This window comes from Anaerococcus faecalis (assembly GCF_013371425.1).
Lineage (GTDB): Bacteria > Bacillota > Clostridia > Tissierellales > Peptoniphilaceae > Anaerococcus > Anaerococcus porci.
On sequence record NZ_JABVBA010000004.1, the window covers coordinates 98,981 to 118,334 of the forward strand.

The following is a 19,354-nucleotide window of genomic DNA, read 5'->3' on the forward strand; positions in this document are numbered from 1 at the left end:
TTTTTAGAAATGACTTGAATTTACTGTATTTTTTTTAACTAACATTACGTCATAGATAGCTAAATCCAAAACCCAATTCATTATTATGATATCATAAATACCTTATCAGTCAAATTATTATCAAATATATAAAAATCAATCTGAAAATGTTTTATATATTATTTTATTATTTGCTATTATTTTATTAGATTACTTTAGAGTTTTCTAAAAATTTTACCTTTTATAATTAAGAAAAATAACATTGTTTATCTATATTTGCCCATGTAATATATTTCTTTATTTTCCTAACATTTAGTACAATTATGTAAAAACTTTAATTTTATTTTATCAAGTGTTATAATCAGTATACAAAATTTACATATCTATATTAGGTAGGAGGATTTATGGATTATAACAAAATCAATGACAATATTATTGAAAAAATTAAAAGTGCAGTCAAAGGAGCAGTTTATGTTGGAGATGAAGTTAACGAAGACTTCTTTCATGATGAGATGCCAATATATGGAGAAGGTATTCCCGAGTGTCTAGTTGATGCTACTTGCAAAGAGGATGTAGCAAATATTATGAAAATCTGTAATGAAGAAAAAATACCTGTCATTGCAAGAGGTGCTGGAACTGGTCTTACAGGAGCAGGCGTGGCAATTAAAAATGGCATCATGATTAATATGCAATCTATGAATAAAATTCTAGAATTTGATGAAGAAAATATGATTGTAAGGGTAGAACCAGGCGTTTTACTTAATGATTTAGCTAAAGCTTGTCTTGATAAGGGCTATCTTTATCCACCAGATCCAGGTGAAAAATTTGCTACCTTAGGTGGGAATGTTTCTTTGAATGCTGGAGGAATGCGTGCAGTAAAATATGGTACAACCAGAGATTATGTAAGAAAAATGGAAGTTGTTCTTCCAACAGGAGAAATTACAGAATTTGGATCTATTGTTTCAAAATCATCTACCGGATATTCTTTGAAAGATTTAATGGTAGGAAGCGAAGGTACACTTGCCATAATTACAGAATTAACCTTAAAAATTGTACCAAATCCAAAATATATTGTTAGCTTAATTGTGCCTTTTGAAAGCTTAAACAATTGTATCTCTACCGTTCCAAAGCTATTCCAAAACAACCTAAATCCACAAGCTATTGAATTTATGGAAAGAGATATAATTATAGCTAGCGAAAAATACATAGGAAAGGAAACTTTTCCTAAAAAACTTGATAGTATTGATGTTGGAGCCTATCTTCTTATAAGCTTTGATGGTGATGATGAAGATTTAATCGATAATACTCTAGAGCAAGCCGCAGAAATTCTAATCAAAAATGGAGCGATAGATGTCTTAGTCGCAGATACTCCAAACTCTATAAAAGATGCATGGGCTGCAAGGAATTCTTTTTTGGAAGCTATTGAAAGCCAATACAAACTATTAGATGAGTGTGATGTTGTAGTTCCTGTTACAAAAATTGCTGATTATATTAACTTTGTCAATAAGGAGAGCAAATCTTATATCTTTGATGTTAAGTCATTTGGTCATGCTGGTGATGGGAACCTTCATATATATACTCTTTCAAATGAAGTTGATAAGATTAAGCAATTTAAAGAAGAAGTTGACAAATTCATGTCTATAATATATGAAAAAGCCTATGAAATGGGTGGTAAAATTTCTGGAGAACATGGTATAGGTTTTGGAAAGAAAAAATATCTTAAAAATTTTGAAGGTGACGTTAATATTAGACTTATGAGAGCTATAAAAAAAGCTTTTGATCCAAATATGATTCTAAATCCTGATAAAGTAATAGCTATATCAGAATGATTACCGATAGATAATTAAGAGAGTTCGCATTTTTACACATATAACTTTCTAAGATATATATAAGTATAAATATATTATAAGGGCTGTTGCAAAATGAATTAATCATTACAAACCCCTCCACGACAATTTGACCTCCATAGGCTGTCAGGCTATTGTCAATTATCTATGGGTAACTTGTAATGGTGGAACATAGAAATTCATAATTTTGCAACATCCCCTTATACATAATATTGCAATCTACAGATAAATTATAATATTAAATATTATACTAAATAATTTATAAAACATTTAAACTTATTTTGATATTAAGTAAATTCACATATTATTTAAATTAATTTCTAATTTTATAATATTTAATTGATTCTTTGTATAGTTTTATTAGATTTTACAATAAGACTCCTATTAAATTACTTTCATCTTTAATTAACTTAATTATAGAATTTATATACAAAAAATTTTTATACTTTATGATAGTAAACTTTAGATTATTAAAAATCTCCTAATTTAGTTTCTTCATATAATTTCTATATGACTCATATACCTTAGTATAGCCATCTTTTTTTAGGATATCTTCTACATAAGCTCTAATGGTTTTAGTTGATATAATTTTTTTCCATTCTTTTTTCACTATCTTTTCTATATCACCTTTTATAATTTCCAAATCAGAACTATTAAGTGGTGACTCTACTTCTTTTGCTGCGTTTTCAACAGATAAAGCTATCTTATCAATGCTAAAGGGTTCAATCTTTGTGCTCTTCTTTTTTACATATAATTCATCATCTATAAAATTTTCTATAACTTCTAATTTGGCCTTATCGAGTTGACTTGACATTTCTTCAATTGATAAGTTTTTTTTATCATAGTAGCTTAAAATTAATTTTGTTATATCTAACATAACTTTCCCCCTTATTTACTTTTTATATATTTACCCTAATTCTAAAAAATGAATGAGTTAAAATAAATAAATTCTAATACAAATTTAATTTCTATCGTTTTTTAGACATATAAATATCTTTAATAATACTTATACAATTATTAATTCCTATAGAAGAACTATCTAAGCAAATATTATAATTATTTGCATCTCCAAATCTTTTTTTAGTATAGTAATTATAAAATGTACTTCTCATTTCATCGACTTTTTCCATCTCTTCTTTAATATTACCCTTAATCTTATATTGGACTTTTACCCTTTCAACCCTACTTGGAAAATCTGCAAATATAAAAACTTTTATTAAGTTGTCCTTATTTTTAAGTATATCATCAGCGTTTCTTCCTAGGAAAATACAATCCTCTTTATTTGCTAAATCTATTATTTCTTTTTCAACATATTGATATTCTTGTTGTTGTATAGCTGACTGTATAGTACTGAGAGAAAGGCTATCTTGAAATAATTGCAAACTTTTACTAGGCTCATTATTTGATTCTATATGTTTTTTATATAGATAGTCTTTATCATAATAAGGTATATTTAATTCTTTTGAAAGCTTTTGTGCAATTTCTAAACCTCCACTTCCATATTTACTACTAATTGTAATAACTACAGAATTATCTTTACTACTAGTTAATGATTTATTATTTAATTCATTTGCCCATTCAAAACCCTTTTTTGCCATTAAAACTGCAATGATTTCATTAATTACTGCTGCAGCTGCTATAGTACCTTGTAGAATCTTTGCACTTTCTGGTGCTGGATTCTTTAAAGCATTAACTGCTATACCAGTAAATACTAAAGAAACTCCTGAATGTGGTAATAAGGTAAAACCCAAATATTTTTTAACCGTATTAGGTAATTTTGTTATGCTCGCTCCAAAATATGCTCCAAAATATTTTCCAATGGCACGTGCAAGAATATAAATTACAGTATACAATCCAGCTCCCGTAATCAAGGCATAATCAAGTGGCATCCCTAAATTAAGAATGACAAATATAAGAGCTATTCCTAATATTGGATTAAAATATGAGATCATATGATCTAACCTATCTTCTTGAACCATATTTGAAAATGTGGCAGAAAACGCCATACCAATTATCATAAAGTTGAGCATAGGTCTTGGCATAATAAAATAATTAAAGAAAAGGCCAATTATTGAAGTTAAAATAATTGATAATATCATTACTATAAGTGTATTTTTTCTATTTGTTTTTTTCTTTAATAGAGGACTAAATAATAATCCACACCCTATCCCTATTATTACAGGAAGTAAAACAGTCAAAACTATAATATATGATGGTAATCCAGTTTGTGAAAAATTGCTCATTACAAACGCCATAACTGAAAAGAAAACAACCACACCTACCATATCATCAAGAACCGCCATTGGAATCAATGTCCTAGTTACTGGTCCATTTGTTTCATATTCACGAACAACAGACAAGGCTGGTGCTGGTGCTGTTGCTAAGGCAATTCCACCAAAAATTATACTCAGATATATAGGAATATTAGTCATATAAAATATAATTGCAAACATTAAAGATACAAATAAAAAAGTTCCCAAAGACTGTGTTAATGTTGTAATAATAATTGATATTCCATACTTTTTTATTCTCTTGAATACCAGTTCTGTCCCAATCATTAAACCAGCTGTACATTCCAAAATATTTATAAAGACCTTATACCAAGTTTGCTCTAATATTGATTCATTCATTAGAGACAAGGCATGTGGTCCTAAAATCATACCTGCAATAAGCCAACCCAATATTGCTGGCATCTTTATTTTTGTAATAATTTTTCCAAATAAATAAGCCAATATAAAAGTAATTAATAATTGCAAAATTGAAATAACCATAAAAACCTCCTAGTACTTACTATCTATATAAAATTATCTTTATTACTTACATCATATTTTTCTAAAATTAATCAATATTTTTCTCTTTAAATAGATTATAAAAAACATAATTAAAATATATTTATAAATGATTAAACAATATATATCACCCTCTATCTTTACTTCTTATCTTATTTACTTTTGATAGTAATATCTTTTGATTTCCATATCTCTTTCTTTAAAGTTTAAAAAGTAAATTATACTATCGAAAAAGTTTCTTTTTTATTATCTATTAATTAATACATGTTAACAATTTTTCATTTTTAGGTCAATATCAAAACAAAAAAGATATCATCATTTTTTGCTATGATGATATCTTTTTTCTTAATTTTTAATTTCTTATTTTTTTGTATAATTCGGTGATTCTCTTGTAATTTGGATATCATGAGGATGATTTTCTACAAGAGTTGCAGGAGAAATCTTAATAAATTTAGATTTTTCTTCTAATTCATTTAAATTAGAAGCCCCAACATACCCCATACCAGAACGAAGTCCTCCAAGTAATTGATAGATTACATCTCCTACAAATCCCTTTAGAGCAACCCTTCCCTCTACTCCTTCTGGAACAAATTTTTTGGTATCATTTTGAAAATATCTATCACTTGAGCCTGATTTCATAGCAGAAAGTGAACCCATGCCTCTATATTCTTTGTATTGTTTACCTTCAAACATTATTGTCTCACCCGGAGATTCTTCTGTTCCTGCAAATAATGAACCTGCCATTATTACACTAGCTCCACAAGCTAAAGCCTTTGTAATATCTCCAGAATATTTGATACCACCATCGGCAATTATTGGTGTATTTGATTCTTTAGCTGCTTTTACACATTCAATTATTGCAGTAATCTGTGGCACACCAACACCTGTTACAACTCTAGTTGTACAAATTGAACCTGGTCCTATACCTACCTTAACTGCATCTACTCCTGCTTTTATTAAATCTCTTGTAGCATCTCCTGTAGCTACATTACCAGCTATAACTTGAAGATCTGGATAAGATAATTTAATCTTTTTTATAGCTTCAAGAACTCCTTTTGAATGACCATGAGCTGTATCAACAGTAACAACATCAACATTTGCCTCTGTCAAAGCTCTAATCCTATCCATCATATCACGAGTTATTCCAACTGCAGCGCCAACTAAAAGCCTGTCTTTGTCATCTCTTGCAGAGTTTGGATATTGCCTAGATTTTTCTATATCTTTTATAGTTATAAGTCCTTTTAATTTATAATTATCATCAACGATAGGAAGTTTTTCTACCTTACCAGATTCCATTTTTTTGACAGCTTCTTCCATACTAATTCCTTCATAACCTACAATTAATTTATCTTTGGTCATTATGTCTCCGATTACAACATTTACGTCATTTTGGAATCTTACGTCTCTATTTGTCAAAATACCCTTAAGGGTCATTTCATCATCAACTATAGGCACACCTGATATTTTATAGTTTGACATTATTTCAAGAGCATCTTTTAACAAGTTCTCAGCTTTTAGATAGAAAGGATCAGTGATTACACCATGCTCACTTCTTTTAACTCTGTCAACTTCTTTGGCTTGTTCTTCTATTGACATATTTTTATGAATTATTCCAATACCACCTTGTCTTGCCATTGCTATAGCCATTTTTGACTCTGTAACTGTATCCATTGAGGCTGACATCAATGGTATATTAAGCTTAATCTTTTTAGTTAAATTTGTTTTAAGATCTACCTCATTTGGTAGGACTTCAGATGGTCCTGGAACTAGTAGCAAATCATCAAATGTTAAACCTTCTCCAATTATTCTCATGTATCCTCCATATTTCTAACTTATTTCTTAAAATATTCTACTGCATTTTAAATAATTCTTGATTATTTTTTTCATAAATATTCTTGTAAAGATCATCATCTAATCTTTCTAAATGACCCATTCTTCCTAATATTTTGCCATCTTTTGATAAGATTCCTTCTATATTATAATCTGAACCATTTGGGTTTATATCATATACTGAAAATATTTGACCATTTTTTAACAGTTCTTTATATTTTTCTTCATTTATTATAAACCTACCTTCTCCATGAGATATAGGTATTTTATATATTTTATCTAATTTTAAGCCTCTTGTCCATTGACTTTGATTATTTATAACTCTTGTATCAACAAATCTTGAAATATGCCTGTTATTAGTGTTGTAGGTTAAAGATGGATCATCTTCTGTAATTTCTTTTATCTTACCATATGGTAAAAGTCCAGTTTTACAAGAGCTTGGAATCCATTGCAAATACCTATTATAAGAGCATCATTCTCATCTAGTAAATAATTAATAGCATCTTTAATTTTTTTATTTCTAATAATATTGGCTAAAAATTTTGGAGATCCATCTTGCTAATCAGCCATAGAAACCCCCAGGAATAGCAAAAATTTGTGAATTTCTAATTGAATCTGCAAGTTTATCTATAGAATTATCTATATCTTTTCTATCCTTATTTCTAAATAAGTTTATAGAAACTTCTGCTCCATTTTCACTAAATACATCCATTGTATCCCATTCACAGTTGGTACCTGTTACAGCAAGTATTGATACTTTAACCTTATCCACTGTTTTCTTTGATTTTAGATTTAAATTCATCTTGTTTTGTTTTATATCAATTGGATCAATCTCTTCTTTTGCTGCAAATATTTCATCTAAAGAATGTAACTAATCATTTTTAAGTTTTTTATCATTTAATTTTTCACCATTTACTATTAAGTCTTTAGAAAATTCTCCAATATTTTCAACAAAATCCAAATCTTCAAGATATTCCACAACAAATAAACCAAACATAGCTTTATAAAGATTATCATATTCTAAACTGAAGTTTGAATTTCCTAAAGCTTGTTCATATATGTTTGCCAAAAGATCCTTATTATCCAAACTTATTGTAGTAATAATAGAGCCTTCTCTCATTACTTTTATAAGCTTTTCTAATATTTTCTTATATTTATTTAAATCAAGGCTTCCATCTTCTTTGTATGGGCTTTTATTATACCTAGCTTTCCCTTAGCCTTAAGGTCATTTGATTTTATATTTTCTATATCTTCATGTGTTACTGCAAATGATATAAGGGTTGGTGGTACTTTTAATTCTTCAAAACTTCCACTCATAGAATCTTTTCCACCAATTGGTGGTATTTTAAAGAAGTTTGTTACTTCAAAAGCACCTAGTAAAGACTTAAGTGGCTTTGCCCAAGCTTTTTCATTATCCATCTTTTCATAATATTCTTGAAATGATAGTCTTATCTTATTAAGATCACTACCTACTGATACAAGCTTTGCAATTGATTCTATTACTGCATAATAACCACCAAGATATTGACTTTTTTCTGAAAGATAGGGGTTAAATCCATAACTCATTATAGATACGATTTTTGATTTTCCATCCTTTACTGGAATTTTTGAAACCATTGCTTGAGATGGATTTAATTGTTTTTTTCCACCTAAAGGTTTCAATACTGCATTCTTTCCTATAGTAGAATCAAAGATTTCTATTAAATTTCTTTGACTTGTTATATTTAAGTCAGATACTTTTTCATAAAACTTTTTAGGATCATCTTTTTTATTATTTTTTTAGGAATATATTCACTTACAACAAGGACTTTTGCCTTTCTATCTGCACCATTAGTATTTATGAAATCATAAGATATATCTGCAATCTTTAAATCTTTATAGAACATTCTCATCCTATTTGTGTAAGTTACTTTGCCAACTAAAGAGCTTTCTACATTCTCTTCAAGACAATATTGTTCAAATTCTTTAATGTATTTTTTATCTATTACTACAGCCATTCTTTCTTGAGATTCACTTATAGCTATCTCAGAAGGCTTCAATCCTTCATATTTTAATTTAACTCTAGAAAGATCAATATCCATTCCATTGAAGATCTCTCCAATAGCAACAGATACTCCACCCACACCAAAGTCATTACATTTTTTTATAAGCCTTGAAACTTCACTTCTTCTAAATAGCCTTTGAAGTTTTCTCTCTTCTGGAGCATTTCCCTTTTGCACTTGGGCAGATTCTGTTTTTATTGATGAAACTTTATGAGATTTTGATGAACCTGTTGCTCCACCTATACCATCTCTTCCAGTTCTTCCACCAATCAATAAAACAACATCTCCTGGTTTTGCTCCCATTCTTTTTGCCTTATAACCTTCATGAAATATTTCCTTTACAAAGCCAGTAGCAAGACCTATTTGGTTACCATATGATGAATAACCTTTTGTAGCAAGTTTTGTTATTTTTCTTTATGGAAGTTTTCCTTCAATTGTATCATCAACTTTTTCAAGTATATTCCCAGCTCCTGTTATTCTCATAGCTTGATAAACATAGCTTCCTCCAGAAAGTGGATCTCTTATAGCTCCACCAAGGCAGGTTGAGATTCCACCGAAAGGCTCTATCTCTGTTGGATGGTTGTGAGTTTCATTTTTAAACATTAAAAGATAATCTTCAAGTTCCTCTTTGCCATCTTTTTCTACTCTCACCTTTACATAAACCGAGCAAGCATTAATTTCACTTGATATTTCCAGATCATCAAATTCATTCCTACTTTTCATATATTTAGAAAGAATTATACCAAAGCTCATTAAAATTATTGGATTTTTGATATTGAGCTCTTTTCTCATTTCCATATATTTATCAAAAGATTTTTTTATTGCCTTATCAAGAAGACTTTTTGTTTCAAATTCTATATCAAGACTTGTATTAAAAGTAGTATGTCTACAATGATCTGACCAATAAGTATCTAGGATTTTAATTTCTGTTTCATTAGGGTCCCTATTTTCTTTTTTAAAGTAATCCATAACCATTTTCAAATCAGCAAAGTCCATGGCAAGAGATTTATTTTCCAAAAACCTAGAAATTTCTTCATCGCTATAATTTATAAAACCATCAGATATATCACTAAATTCATATATTGTAGCTGTCTTGCAATCTATATGTTCATCAAGGACTAAATTCAAAGTATCTATTACTCCTTGTCTTCTTTGGTCAAATTGTCCTGGTAGGTATTCAACTCCAAAAGCTTTTTCAAAAGAATCTTCGAGTTTAATAGCCTCATCTTTTGTAAAAAACATAATCTAGGCTTCTTTCAGATAGGACATTATTTATAGCCTTATCCAGCTTATCATCTGAAATTTTAATATCATATCTATTGTAAATATTAAGCTTTTCCAACTTGATTTTTTATAGATTTTCTATTTCATTTTTTACTTCCTTTGACTTAGAATCAAACCTATCTTTTTTTCTTACATAAACTCTTTTAACTTATTTTTCCATTTTTAACCCTTAATGTCTAAAATGTCTATTGTTAGTAAATACCATAGATATTCCATATTCATTACACTTATCAATTGAATCTTTATCTCTTATAGAACCACCCGGTTGGATAATTGACTTCACCCCAATTTTGTGAGCATATTCAACACAATCATCAAATGGGAAAAAAGCATCAGATGACATAATTGAATCAGTAAAATCTACATCTGGATGGTTGTTTTTAATGGATTCTAGTGCCCAAATTCTAGAAGTTTGTCCACAACCTACTCCTAAAGTTTTCCCATCCTTAACTATAACTATAGCATTTGATTTGACATATTTCACTACAGTCATAGCAAATTTCAAATCACTTATACAGGACTTTTCTGGAGATTTTTTTGTAACTACTTCAAAATCATCTTCCTTTTTATCCTTATCTTGGACTAGAACTTTTCCATCTAAGTATTTTACATCTTCTGTTGTAGTATCCTTGCTTAAATCAACTTTTATAAGACGAACATTTTTCTTTCTTTCTAGTACTTCCAAAGCCTCTTTGGTAAAGTCATTAGCTGCAATTATTTCAAGGAATATCTCACTCATCTTTGATGCAGTTTTCTCATCAATTATTCCATTTATTACAACAATTCCTCCAAATATAGATAAAGAATCTGCTTCATACGCCTTTTTATACGCATCATATACATCCTCTCCTATTGCTACTCCACATGGAGATTGATGCTTTAGTGCTACACAAGAATTTTCTCCTAACTCTTTAGAAAGTTCTAGGGCAACATTTAAATCATTATAATTATTAAAGCTCATTGACTTACCATGTAAAATTTCTATATCTTTTAAAAGACCTTTAGCATAGGTATCCTCATAAAGAGCTGCTTTTTGGCTTGGATTTTCACCATATCTTAAATCTTCAATTTTTCTTAAACCATATGTCTTATATTGACAATCTTTTTTACTTAAGTCTTTAAAATATCTTGAAATCACAGAATCATAATATGCTGTTAAGGAATAAGCCTTCATAGCTAAATATCTTTTATACTCTATATCAAAATTTTGAGTATTTAATCTTTGTAAAAATTCCTCATAATCATTAGGATCTGTAAGAATTATTACATCTTTATGATTTTTGGCAGCTGACCTTATTAAAGTGGGTCCGCCTATATCAATATTTTCTATAATATTGTCTGAGTCATTAGTTTTAAGTGCTTCTTCAAATTTGTATAGGTTAACAACAACTATATCTATATCCTTTATATTGTTCTTTTTCACAGTATTTTTATGGTTTTGATCATTTCTTTTATAAAGAATTCCACCATGAACATAAGGTGATAAAGTCTTAACCCTGCCATCTAAAATTTCTGGAAAGTTGGTTATCTTTTCAATTTCAATTGCATCAATGCCACATTCTCTAATTTTTTTGTATGTACCACCTGTAGATACAATTTCCACACCAAAGTCGCTTAGGCCTTTGGCAAGCATTCCAATATTTTTTTTATCTGTTACAGATATTAAAGCTCTCATTAATTCCTCCATAGTAAGCTTTTTTGCCTAAACTTTAGACAAGAAAAGGGAAGCCAAAAATTAGCTTCCCTAAAAACATCATAACATCCATATTTACATTTGGGCATAGGTATTCATTAGATAATTTTAGTCTTTCTTTTTTCTTATCTAATAATATTATATTTGTAAACTTTTTAAAAATATTATTTAAAAATACCATAAGTCCCCCCTATTTGAATGTAAAATTATCATATCATATTTTATTTTAAATTAAAAGATATTTTATAAATTTGATTTTCAGTAATCCTATATAGTGCTCTAAATCATTTTGCTATTTGGTAAAGTAACTATCTCCGTTTTATTCTTTGGAAACTTCTTATAATCTTTTAAAGAGGCAAAAGTTACAATATTTCTATCATATTTTTTTCTTATATCATAAATAGCCTTATCTATTCTTTCTTTTTTTATAATCTTCTTATAATCTGAAAATATATCTATTTGAGCAGGTATTCTTGCATCTATAAGATTAATAGCTCTAATTCCCAATGATCTTATAGGGTAAGACCACTTATACTTTTCCTTAAATAATTTAAGGCCTTCTTCAGAAAGAATTATAGATGACTGGGTCGGATTTTTAAAAGACTTTTGAAATTCATAAGAAATTAAATTACTATCCTTCATATAAATTTTAATTCCTTTAGCAGAAAGAGAAACTTCTCTTGGTCTTTTTGAAACATCTAAGGAAAGTATTTGAAAAACATTAAATGCTTCCTCATCACTAAACAAATCTTCTATAAAGAGTTGATGAGTTTCCTATTGTCTGTATAACTTTCTTACAGTTATAGTCTAAAACTGGCCTATTATCATTTGCATATTGCCAAAAATAAATTCCATTAATTCCTATAAGAGATTTTAAAATTTTAGGATCAGAATTTGCTAAATCTCCCAAAGTTTCTATTCCTATCCCCATTAATTTTTCTTTCTGTTGCTCCTCCTATCCCAATAATACGATATACAGCAAGTGGCCAAACTATAGACTTAAAATTATCCTTACTTATTACAGTATTACTTATTACAGTAGTTGAATCTGGTTTTTTTTAATCCGACCCAAGTTTTGCAAAAATCTTATTGAAACTTACTCCAACACTTACTGTTATACCTAATTCTTTTTTCACTCTTTTTCTTATATTATTTGCTATAGTCTCTCCACTTCCAAAAAGTTTATAACTCTCTGTCAAATCAAGCCAACATTCATCAAGCCCAAAGGCTTCAACCTTATTTGTATAAGAATAATATATTTTTCTTACTTTTCTAGAAAATTTAAGATATTTTTCATAATGAGGCGAGACTATTATTAAATTTGGACATTTAAGTTTAGCCTGCCAAATATCTTCTCCTGTCTTAACTCCTAGTAGTTTTGCCTCTTGGCTTTTGGCAAGAATTATCCCATGCCTATTTTTAGGATCTCCCGCAACTGCCATAGCCTTATTTTTAAGACTTGGATTAAGTTTTGCTTCTATTGAAGCATAACATGAATTTATATCTGAATGTAATATTGTTCTTATCATAACTTCTCCTTGATGTTAAAAGACTTTTACTGTATACTTAAGACAGTAAATGGCTTGATTAAAGTTTAGGACATTAAAAGTCTTTTATCAAGACTTTTATAAAATAATTAGACATTTATAGTCTGAGACTTTAATTTATTTTAAGGAGTGTATATGAGTTTTCCAAATAAATTAAAAAAATTACGTGAAGATAAAAAACTAACCCAAGAAGAACTATCAAAACTTGTTGGTGTTTCTCTTAAAACCATATCTAGGTATGAAAAAGGAGAATCAAAACCAAGATATAGAAAAATATATGATAAACTAGCTGAAGTCTTAGATACAAGCCATGACTATCTTGTAACTGATGAAGAAGATTTTATCCTAGATGCAAGAGATAAGTATGGCTATAAGGGTGCAATTGATGCAAAAAAGATGGTAGATGGGGTAATAGGACTTATGGCAGGTGGTGAAATCGATGAATCAGATAAAAAGGCTATCCTTGATTCTATACAAGAAGCTTACTATATAGCCAAAAGTAAAAATAAGAAATATGGTCAAAAAAAGACTAGGTGAGATATGTCATTTTACGATGAAATATTTAAAGATGTTAAAAATATAATAAAAAAATATGATACTAGAAATCCAAAAGAAATTTTAATACAAAGAGGGGTTACCATTTTAGCCTTTAAAGAAAATACAAAACTTTTAGGTATGTATAAGATAATAAAAAGAAATTCCTTTGTTTTTTATAATCCCTTTGTAGATAAGAGAATACAAAATATGGTATTTGCCCATGAACTAGGACATGATATCTATCATAGGACTTATGCCAAAGATTCTAATCTTATGGAATATGAACTTTTTGATATAAATTCTGAAATGGAGCTTTGTGCGAATATTTTTGCAGCTCATCTTCTTTTAGATGAAAATAAATTAATCGAAGATATTAAGCAAGGATATACCTATAACCAGCTTGCCTCACTTTATAATGTAAATGTAAATCTAATGATATTTAAATTAAATGAGATGCACAGAATGGGTATAAAAATTAAGAAAGAAGAAGCCGACTCTAGATTTTTTAAAAATATAAATGGTAAGGACATTAAAAACCATGACCTATACTGAAATAAATAACCCAGTAAAATTAGCTCATCTTATTATAAAAGAAAGAATAGATAAAAATATAAGGGCTTGTGATATGACAGCAGGAAATGGTAAAGATTCAGAATTTATACTCAAAAACCTTAATCCTAGAATGCTTTATTCTTTTGATATACAAAAAAAGGCAATGGAAAATACAAAAAATCTTATAGGTTCCTGTCCTAATTTTAAATTCATCCTAGATAGTCATGATAATATAGATAAGTATATATATGAAAAAATAGACCTTTTTATATTTAATCTTGGCTATTTGCCAAGAGGAGATAAGTCCATCACAACAAATTATAAGACTGTTATAAGAGCCTTAAAAAAATCTCTTAAACTTTTAAATCACAATGGACTTATTATAATTTGTGTTTATCCAGGTCATGAAAGTGGAAGACTTGAGGGAGAGTTTTTAGAAGAATTTATGGAAAATCTTGATCAAAAAATCTATCAAGTTATAAAATACGACTTTTTAAACCAAGTTAATAATCCACCATATTTAATAAGTCTTAGGAAATTATAAGATTAAAGTATATATTTGCTATAATGAAATAGAGGTGAATAATGAAAAAAAGATTACTTTTTATTTTTACTCTTATTTCAGCTCTTTTAATTTTTATATTCTTAAAAAAACTAAGTATAAATGACCCCAAGCAAATAGACTTACCCAGTCTTGAAGAAGGGGATAAAAGAGAATTAGATAAAAAAGAGTATATGGAGGATTTTGAATTTGTATATAATACATTAAAAGAATATTATCCTTACTTTGATATAAATAAAAAAATTTATAATATTGATTGGCTAGCTAACAAGAAAGAATATAAAGATTATATAGGAAAGTCAAAAAATGATATTGATTTTGGGCTTAGAATGAATAAAATTCTTTATGAATTAAATAACGACCATACCCAGCTTATAGACCAAAACCAAGCTCTAGATATGTACCTAACTTATTATAAAGTCCCAGAATATAATTGGAGACATGACATAAGCCATATATATGAAAAACAAAATGTAAGAAAAAGGTATAACTTAACTAATAAAAGAATAAATAACTATCTAAAATATAATGATTATAAGCAAACTTTTAAGGAAAATGAAATCTACAATCTAAAGGGAAATTCCTCAATCAAATCAACTTCAAATGACAATGTTAAGGTTCAAAATATTAATGAAGATATAGGCTATATAAAAATAAATAAGATGATAAATTATGACAAAGCCTATGAAGATCAAAAGCTTATTAAAAATTATTTAAAAACCTTAAAAAATAAAAGGGCCTTAATTCTTGATATAAGAGGAAACCGAGGAGGCGATTCAAATTACTGGCAAGAATTCTTGCTTCCACAAATTATAGATAAACCATATACAAGTAAGTATTATAATTTCATAAAACATGGAAAACTTAACAAGAAAGTTATAAGTCAGGAAAAATATCAAGAAGGAGTAAGTAGGCTCTTAAGTAAAACTGAATTTTCAAATGAAACAGAAGAAATCTTATCAAAATTTGATTATTATAAATACTATACTTCTAATATTAATCCAAGTGAAGATTCTATAAAATTTAGGGGAAATATTTATCTTCTAGTTGACTCTTCAGTTTATTCTTCAGCCGAAATGCTTGCATCATTTTGTAGTGAGACAAAGCTTGCAACACTTGTTGGTGAAAAAACTGGTGGAGATGGTATAGGTTCTGATCCTATGCAAATTGACCTACCTAATTCAGGCTATGTACTTAGATTTCCAAAGGAATTAGGTTTAACTGCTTCAGGTAAAATAAATGAAATTGAAAAAACAAATCCTAACATATTTATAGATTCTAATCCCTATGACAAGCTTTCAGAGCAAGCTATAATAGATAAGATAATAGAGCTTGAAAATCAATAATTTGCTTAAATTTTATTTTATAGTATAATTTTTGGGTTAGTAAAAGGAGTATATATGAGTCTATTTTCAATATTAGTATTGGCTTTCGGCCTTAGCATGGATGCTTTTGCTGCTAGTATATGTCAGGGTCTTCAAATTAAAGAAATTAAATTAAAAAACACCCTATCCATAGGTTTATGTTTTGGAATATTTCAAGCTTTTATGCCTGTATTAGGGTATTTACTTGCTTCAAGCTTTGCTAATTCTATAAGGGCAGTTGACCATTGGGTTGCTTTTGTTTTATTATTTATAATAGGTTTTCAAATGATAAGAGAATCAAGAGATCCAAGCTGTGAAATAAATAAGGGGCTTAGCCTCAAAGATTTAATTTCATTGGGTATTGCCACAAGTATAGATGCCATGGCTGTTGGTGTATCTTTTGTTTTTTTAGATGTAAATATAGTGAATGCAAGTCTAATAATAGGGATAACAACCTTTATCCTATCATCTTTTGCATTTAATATAGGAAGTAAATTAGGTACAAAAAGCAAGCAGATTTCAGAACTTATAGGTGGACTAATCTTGATGTTTTTAGGATTTAAGATATTAATAGAGCACTTGTTTTTATAATACAAGTGCTCTTTTTAATAGCATGCAACAGGTCCGTAAGGTCCTTTTATTATAGAAATATCCGTATCAAAAATTTTAGATAATTTATTATTACACATTATCTCTTCTGGTCTTCCAAATTCTTTAATCTTTCCTTCTTTCATACAACATATATAATCAGAATATTTAGCCGCAAAATTTATATCATGAATCACCATAACAATTGTCTTTTTAAAATCTTTGCTTATATTTTTTAGATGTTCTAACATCTCAACACTACGTCTTATATCAAGATTATTTAAAGGTTCATCTAAGAGTATATAATTTGTTTCTTGACTTAAAACCATTGCTACATACACCCTTTGCCTTTGACCTCCCGAAAGCTGATCTAGGTACCTGTCCTTTAGTTCAGATAAACCAAGATATAATATATATTTATCTACTATTTTTGCATCTTCTTCGTTAAGCCTACCCTTGCTATAGGGAAATCTTCCAAAAGATACCAATTGCTTTACAGTAAGTTTTGTTACAAAATGATTTTCTTGTCTCAAAATTGCAAGATTTTTAGATAGAATATTTGATGGTGTTCTTTTAATATCAAAATCATCTATAAAAATATCTCCCTTATCCATCTCTAAGAGCCTTCCTAGCATAAGTAAAAGAGTAGACTTACCTGCTCCATTAGGTCCTACTATAGATGTAAAAGAGCCTTTTGGAATTTCTAAATCTATAGGACCAATTTTGACCTTACTTGAATATTGTTTTTCTAAACTACTAATCTTTATCATAAGGATTCCTTTCTAAGTATAACAGATAAAAATAAAAGTCCTCCAAATAACTCTATTATTATAGTTACTACTCCTTGAGATGAAAATACATGAAACATTAAGAAATATGATAAACTAAGGATTGAAAAAGCAAGAAGTATTGCCATAATAAATAAATACTTATGGTCAAAACTTTTACATATTTCATAGGTAAGACTTGCTGATAGGAATCCAAAAAATGTCATTGGCCCTACAAGGGCAGTTGATACTGACATTAGTATGGATACTAAAATCAATATTAAGTTAGCAAGTCTTTTATAATTTAATCCAAGATTAACAGCTATATCTTTTCCTAGGCTTAAAACATTTAACTTATTTGCATATAAAAATAAGATAAGACTTGATATAAGCACTATAGGTATAGCTATCTTAAAATATGATGGGTCTGACTTTGAAACTGATGCAAAAAGCTTAGCTTGCAAGATATCGAATTCTGATGGAGATAATATTCTTCTCATGAAAGCAGAAAGTGATCTAAGTCCTGTTCCTATTACAACCCCAATCAAAAGCATATAGTGAATATTTGCATACTTACCATTTAACATAAATCCATAAAGAAGAAGGCAAAGAACCACCATTATAGCTATTTGTAGTACAAAAGATGATACATCTCTAAAAGCTAAAAATGCACTTACTCCAAAAAAGAACATCATAGCTGTATGTATAGTTGAATATACAGCTTCAAATCCTAAGAGTGATGGAGTTATAACCCTATTATTAGTTATAGACTGAAAACTAATAGTTGAAAGAGCTTGACAAACAGAAGCTATAGTAATAGCAATTATTGTATTCATCCTATTTTTAACAATAATCTTATACGAAGAAGAATCTATAGGTACTGGGTTATTATAATTTAACAATAAAAAGCTTAACAATATAGAAATTATTACCATAAAAGTTAATATAAGCATATAATTTTTAAAATCTTTTTTACTTTTAAAAGAACTTCTTATAATATTATACATTTTTCCTCCTTTTATATAAGATTAAAACAATAAATACAAATGAGCCAAATGTTCCCAAAATCAAAGAAACCGGAACTTCAAAAGGCATAATAATAGTCCTAGAAATGATATCTGCTAGACATATTGTTATCATTCCAATTAAAGCAACCCACCAAAGGTTAGTTTTTAAATCATCACCCCTAAAGGTTGATACAAGATTTGGCACTACTAGTCCTAAAAATGGAAGATTTCCAATAACTGATGAAACTATACCCACACATAAAGAAACCAAGCTTGTTCCAATAAGTAAAAGCAACTCATAGTTAAGACCTAAGTTTTTTGAAATATCTTCTCCCAGTCCTATTATAGTAAGTCTGTCAGCTAGAATAAAGATAAGTATTGAAACTAAAATTATTAAATATAAGTATTCATATCTTCCTCTTTCTACTGACGAGAAAGAGCCTTGAAACCAAATTTCAAGTGACTGACTCATCTTAAATACTAGGGATAAAAAAGTGGAAATACTTGATACTACCGCACCAAGCATTATCCCGATTATAGGTACAATGAGAGATGATTTTAGTTTGATTTTTCTTAAAAATAAGAAAAATACCATGGAACCAAAAAAAGAAAAGATAATAGCAAAGCTCATTCTCATTGTTAAAGAAGGTGCCTTAAAGATTAGAAAAGATACTATTATCCCAAGACCTGCCCACTCAATAGTTCCAGTAGTTGTAGGTTCTACAAACTTATTTTGAGTCAAAAGCTGCATTACTATTCCTGACATACTCATAGCAAGACCAGTAAGCATAAGGGATATAGTTCTAGGTATTCTAGTAATAAATATCATCCTAAGTCCATCTTCATTTCCACTTATATCATATGCTCCAGTAAATACTGACAATATGCATAAGGCAATTGTCAGTATTACAGTTAGTATAAAAGGCTGAGTCAAAATTTTATTCTTCTTAACTCTAATTTTCATAA

At 28.6% G+C, this 19,354-nt stretch carries 17 protein-coding genes and 1 pseudogene; 6 read left to right on the plus strand and 12 right to left on the minus strand.

The window, feature by feature from the left end; translation table 11 throughout:
• Window positions 1-383 precede the first annotated feature (383 nt).
• On the plus strand, window positions 384-1,808 hold the full coding sequence (locus HV819_RS05155; protein WP_154541201.1) for an FAD-binding oxidoreductase: 1,425 nt from the start codon (window positions 384-386) through the stop codon (window positions 1,806-1,808).
• A 499-nt stretch (window positions 1,809-2,307) separates the two neighbouring features.
• Here HV819_RS05155 and HV819_RS05160 read toward each other — a convergent pair whose 3' ends face one another.
• The 9 genes and pseudogenes from HV819_RS05160 to HV819_RS11580 all read right to left on the minus strand — a co-directional run bounded on the left by HV819_RS05160 (window position 2,308) and on the right by HV819_RS11580 (window position 12,993).
• On the minus strand, window positions 2,308-2,703 hold the full coding sequence (locus HV819_RS05160; RefSeq protein ID WP_154541203.1) for an ATP cone domain-containing protein: 396 nt from the start codon (window positions 2,701-2,703) through the stop codon (window positions 2,308-2,310).
• Between the two features lie 91 nt (window positions 2,704-2,794).
• Window positions 2,795-4,597: a cytidylate kinase family protein gene (locus HV819_RS05165; protein WP_176269666.1), complete on the minus strand. Its 1,803-nt coding sequence runs from the start codon at window positions 4,595-4,597 to the stop codon at window positions 2,795-2,797.
• A 378-nt stretch (window positions 4,598-4,975) separates the two neighbouring features.
• A complete protein-coding gene (guaB, locus tag HV819_RS05170; protein ID WP_154541207.1) occupies window positions 4,976-6,427 on the minus strand; it encodes an IMP dehydrogenase in 1,452 nt (483 codons plus the stop codon).
• Between the two features lie 20 nt (window positions 6,428-6,447).
• Window positions 6,448-9,919: pseudogene (locus HV819_RS05175) on the minus strand (phosphoribosylformylglycinamidine synthase); the annotation flags it as partial.
• Between the two features lie 21 nt (window positions 9,920-9,940).
• A complete protein-coding gene (gene purH / locus HV819_RS05180) occupies window positions 9,941-11,446 on the minus strand; it encodes a bifunctional phosphoribosylaminoimidazolecarboxamide formyltransferase/IMP cyclohydrolase (RefSeq protein WP_176269667.1) in 1,506 nt (501 codons plus the stop codon).
• Window positions 11,447-11,480: 34 nt separating this feature from the next.
• Complete coding sequence (locus tag HV819_RS05185; RefSeq protein WP_176269668.1) at window positions 11,481-11,645, minus strand: hypothetical protein; 165 nt, start codon at window positions 11,643-11,645, stop codon at window positions 11,481-11,483.
• 98 nt (window positions 11,646-11,743) lie between these two features.
• Window positions 11,744-12,211 (minus strand): DinB/UmuC family translesion DNA polymerase, encoded by a 468-nt coding sequence (locus tag HV819_RS11570; protein ID WP_229771226.1) that lies wholly within the window; start codon window positions 12,209-12,211, stop codon window positions 11,744-11,746.
• The gene (locus HV819_RS11575; RefSeq protein WP_229771227.1) at window positions 12,204-12,395 is read right to left on the minus strand and encodes a hypothetical protein; all 192 of its coding nucleotides are present in this window, start codon (window positions 12,393-12,395) and stop codon (window positions 12,204-12,206) included. Before HV819_RS11575 ends, HV819_RS11570 begins: the two co-directional genes overlap by 8 nt.
• Window positions 12,396-12,522: 127 nt before the next feature.
• Window positions 12,523-12,993, minus strand: coding sequence for a DNA polymerase Y family protein (locus HV819_RS11580; RefSeq protein ID WP_229771228.1), 471 nt, complete (start codon window positions 12,991-12,993; stop codon window positions 12,523-12,525).
• Window positions 12,994-13,146: 153 nt separating this feature from the next.
• On the opposite strand from HV819_RS11580, the gene HV819_RS05195 reads away from it, so the two are divergent.
• From HV819_RS05195 to HV819_RS05215, 5 genes are read left to right on the plus strand one after another with little or no spacing between them, the layout of a single operon-like run.
• Window positions 13,147-13,548 (plus strand): helix-turn-helix domain-containing protein, encoded by a 402-nt coding sequence (locus HV819_RS05195; protein ID WP_154541211.1) that lies wholly within the window; start codon window positions 13,147-13,149, stop codon window positions 13,546-13,548.
• Between the two features lie 3 nt (window positions 13,549-13,551).
• The gene (locus HV819_RS05200) at window positions 13,552-14,100 is read left to right on the plus strand and encodes an ImmA/IrrE family metallo-endopeptidase (protein ID WP_154541213.1); all 549 of its coding nucleotides are present in this window, start codon (window positions 13,552-13,554) and stop codon (window positions 14,098-14,100) included.
• Window positions 14,087-14,644 (plus strand): tRNA (mnm(5)s(2)U34)-methyltransferase, encoded by a 558-nt coding sequence (locus HV819_RS05205; RefSeq protein WP_154541215.1) that lies wholly within the window; start codon window positions 14,087-14,089, stop codon window positions 14,642-14,644. Before HV819_RS05200 ends, HV819_RS05205 begins: the two co-directional genes overlap by 14 nt.
• 41 nt (window positions 14,645-14,685) lie before the next feature.
• Window positions 14,686-16,008, plus strand: coding sequence for a S41 family peptidase (locus HV819_RS05210; protein ID WP_154541217.1), 1,323 nt, complete (start codon window positions 14,686-14,688; stop codon window positions 16,006-16,008).
• 54 nt (window positions 16,009-16,062) lie between these two features.
• Complete coding sequence (locus HV819_RS05215; protein WP_154541219.1) at window positions 16,063-16,617, plus strand: manganese efflux pump MntP; 555 nt, start codon at window positions 16,063-16,065, stop codon at window positions 16,615-16,617.
• A 14-nt stretch (window positions 16,618-16,631) separates the two neighbouring features.
• Here the strand turns inward: HV819_RS05215 and HV819_RS05220 are convergent, their stop codons facing one another.
• The 3 genes from HV819_RS05220 to HV819_RS05230 are packed head-to-tail and all read right to left on the minus strand — an operon-like array spanning window position 16,632 to window position 19,352.
• Window positions 16,632-17,384: an iron ABC transporter ATP-binding protein gene (locus HV819_RS05220; protein ID WP_154541221.1), complete on the minus strand. Its 753-nt coding sequence runs from the start codon at window positions 17,382-17,384 to the stop codon at window positions 16,632-16,634.
• A complete protein-coding gene (locus tag HV819_RS05225; RefSeq protein WP_176269669.1) occupies window positions 17,381-18,388 on the minus strand; it encodes an iron chelate uptake ABC transporter family permease subunit in 1,008 nt (335 codons plus the stop codon). Before HV819_RS05225 ends, HV819_RS05220 begins: the two co-directional genes overlap by 4 nt.
• Window positions 18,381-19,352: an ABC transporter permease gene (locus HV819_RS05230; protein WP_176269670.1), complete on the minus strand. Its 972-nt coding sequence runs from the start codon at window positions 19,350-19,352 to the stop codon at window positions 18,381-18,383. Before HV819_RS05230 ends, HV819_RS05225 begins: the two co-directional genes overlap by 8 nt.
• Between the last annotated feature and the right edge of the window lie 2 nt (window positions 19,353-19,354).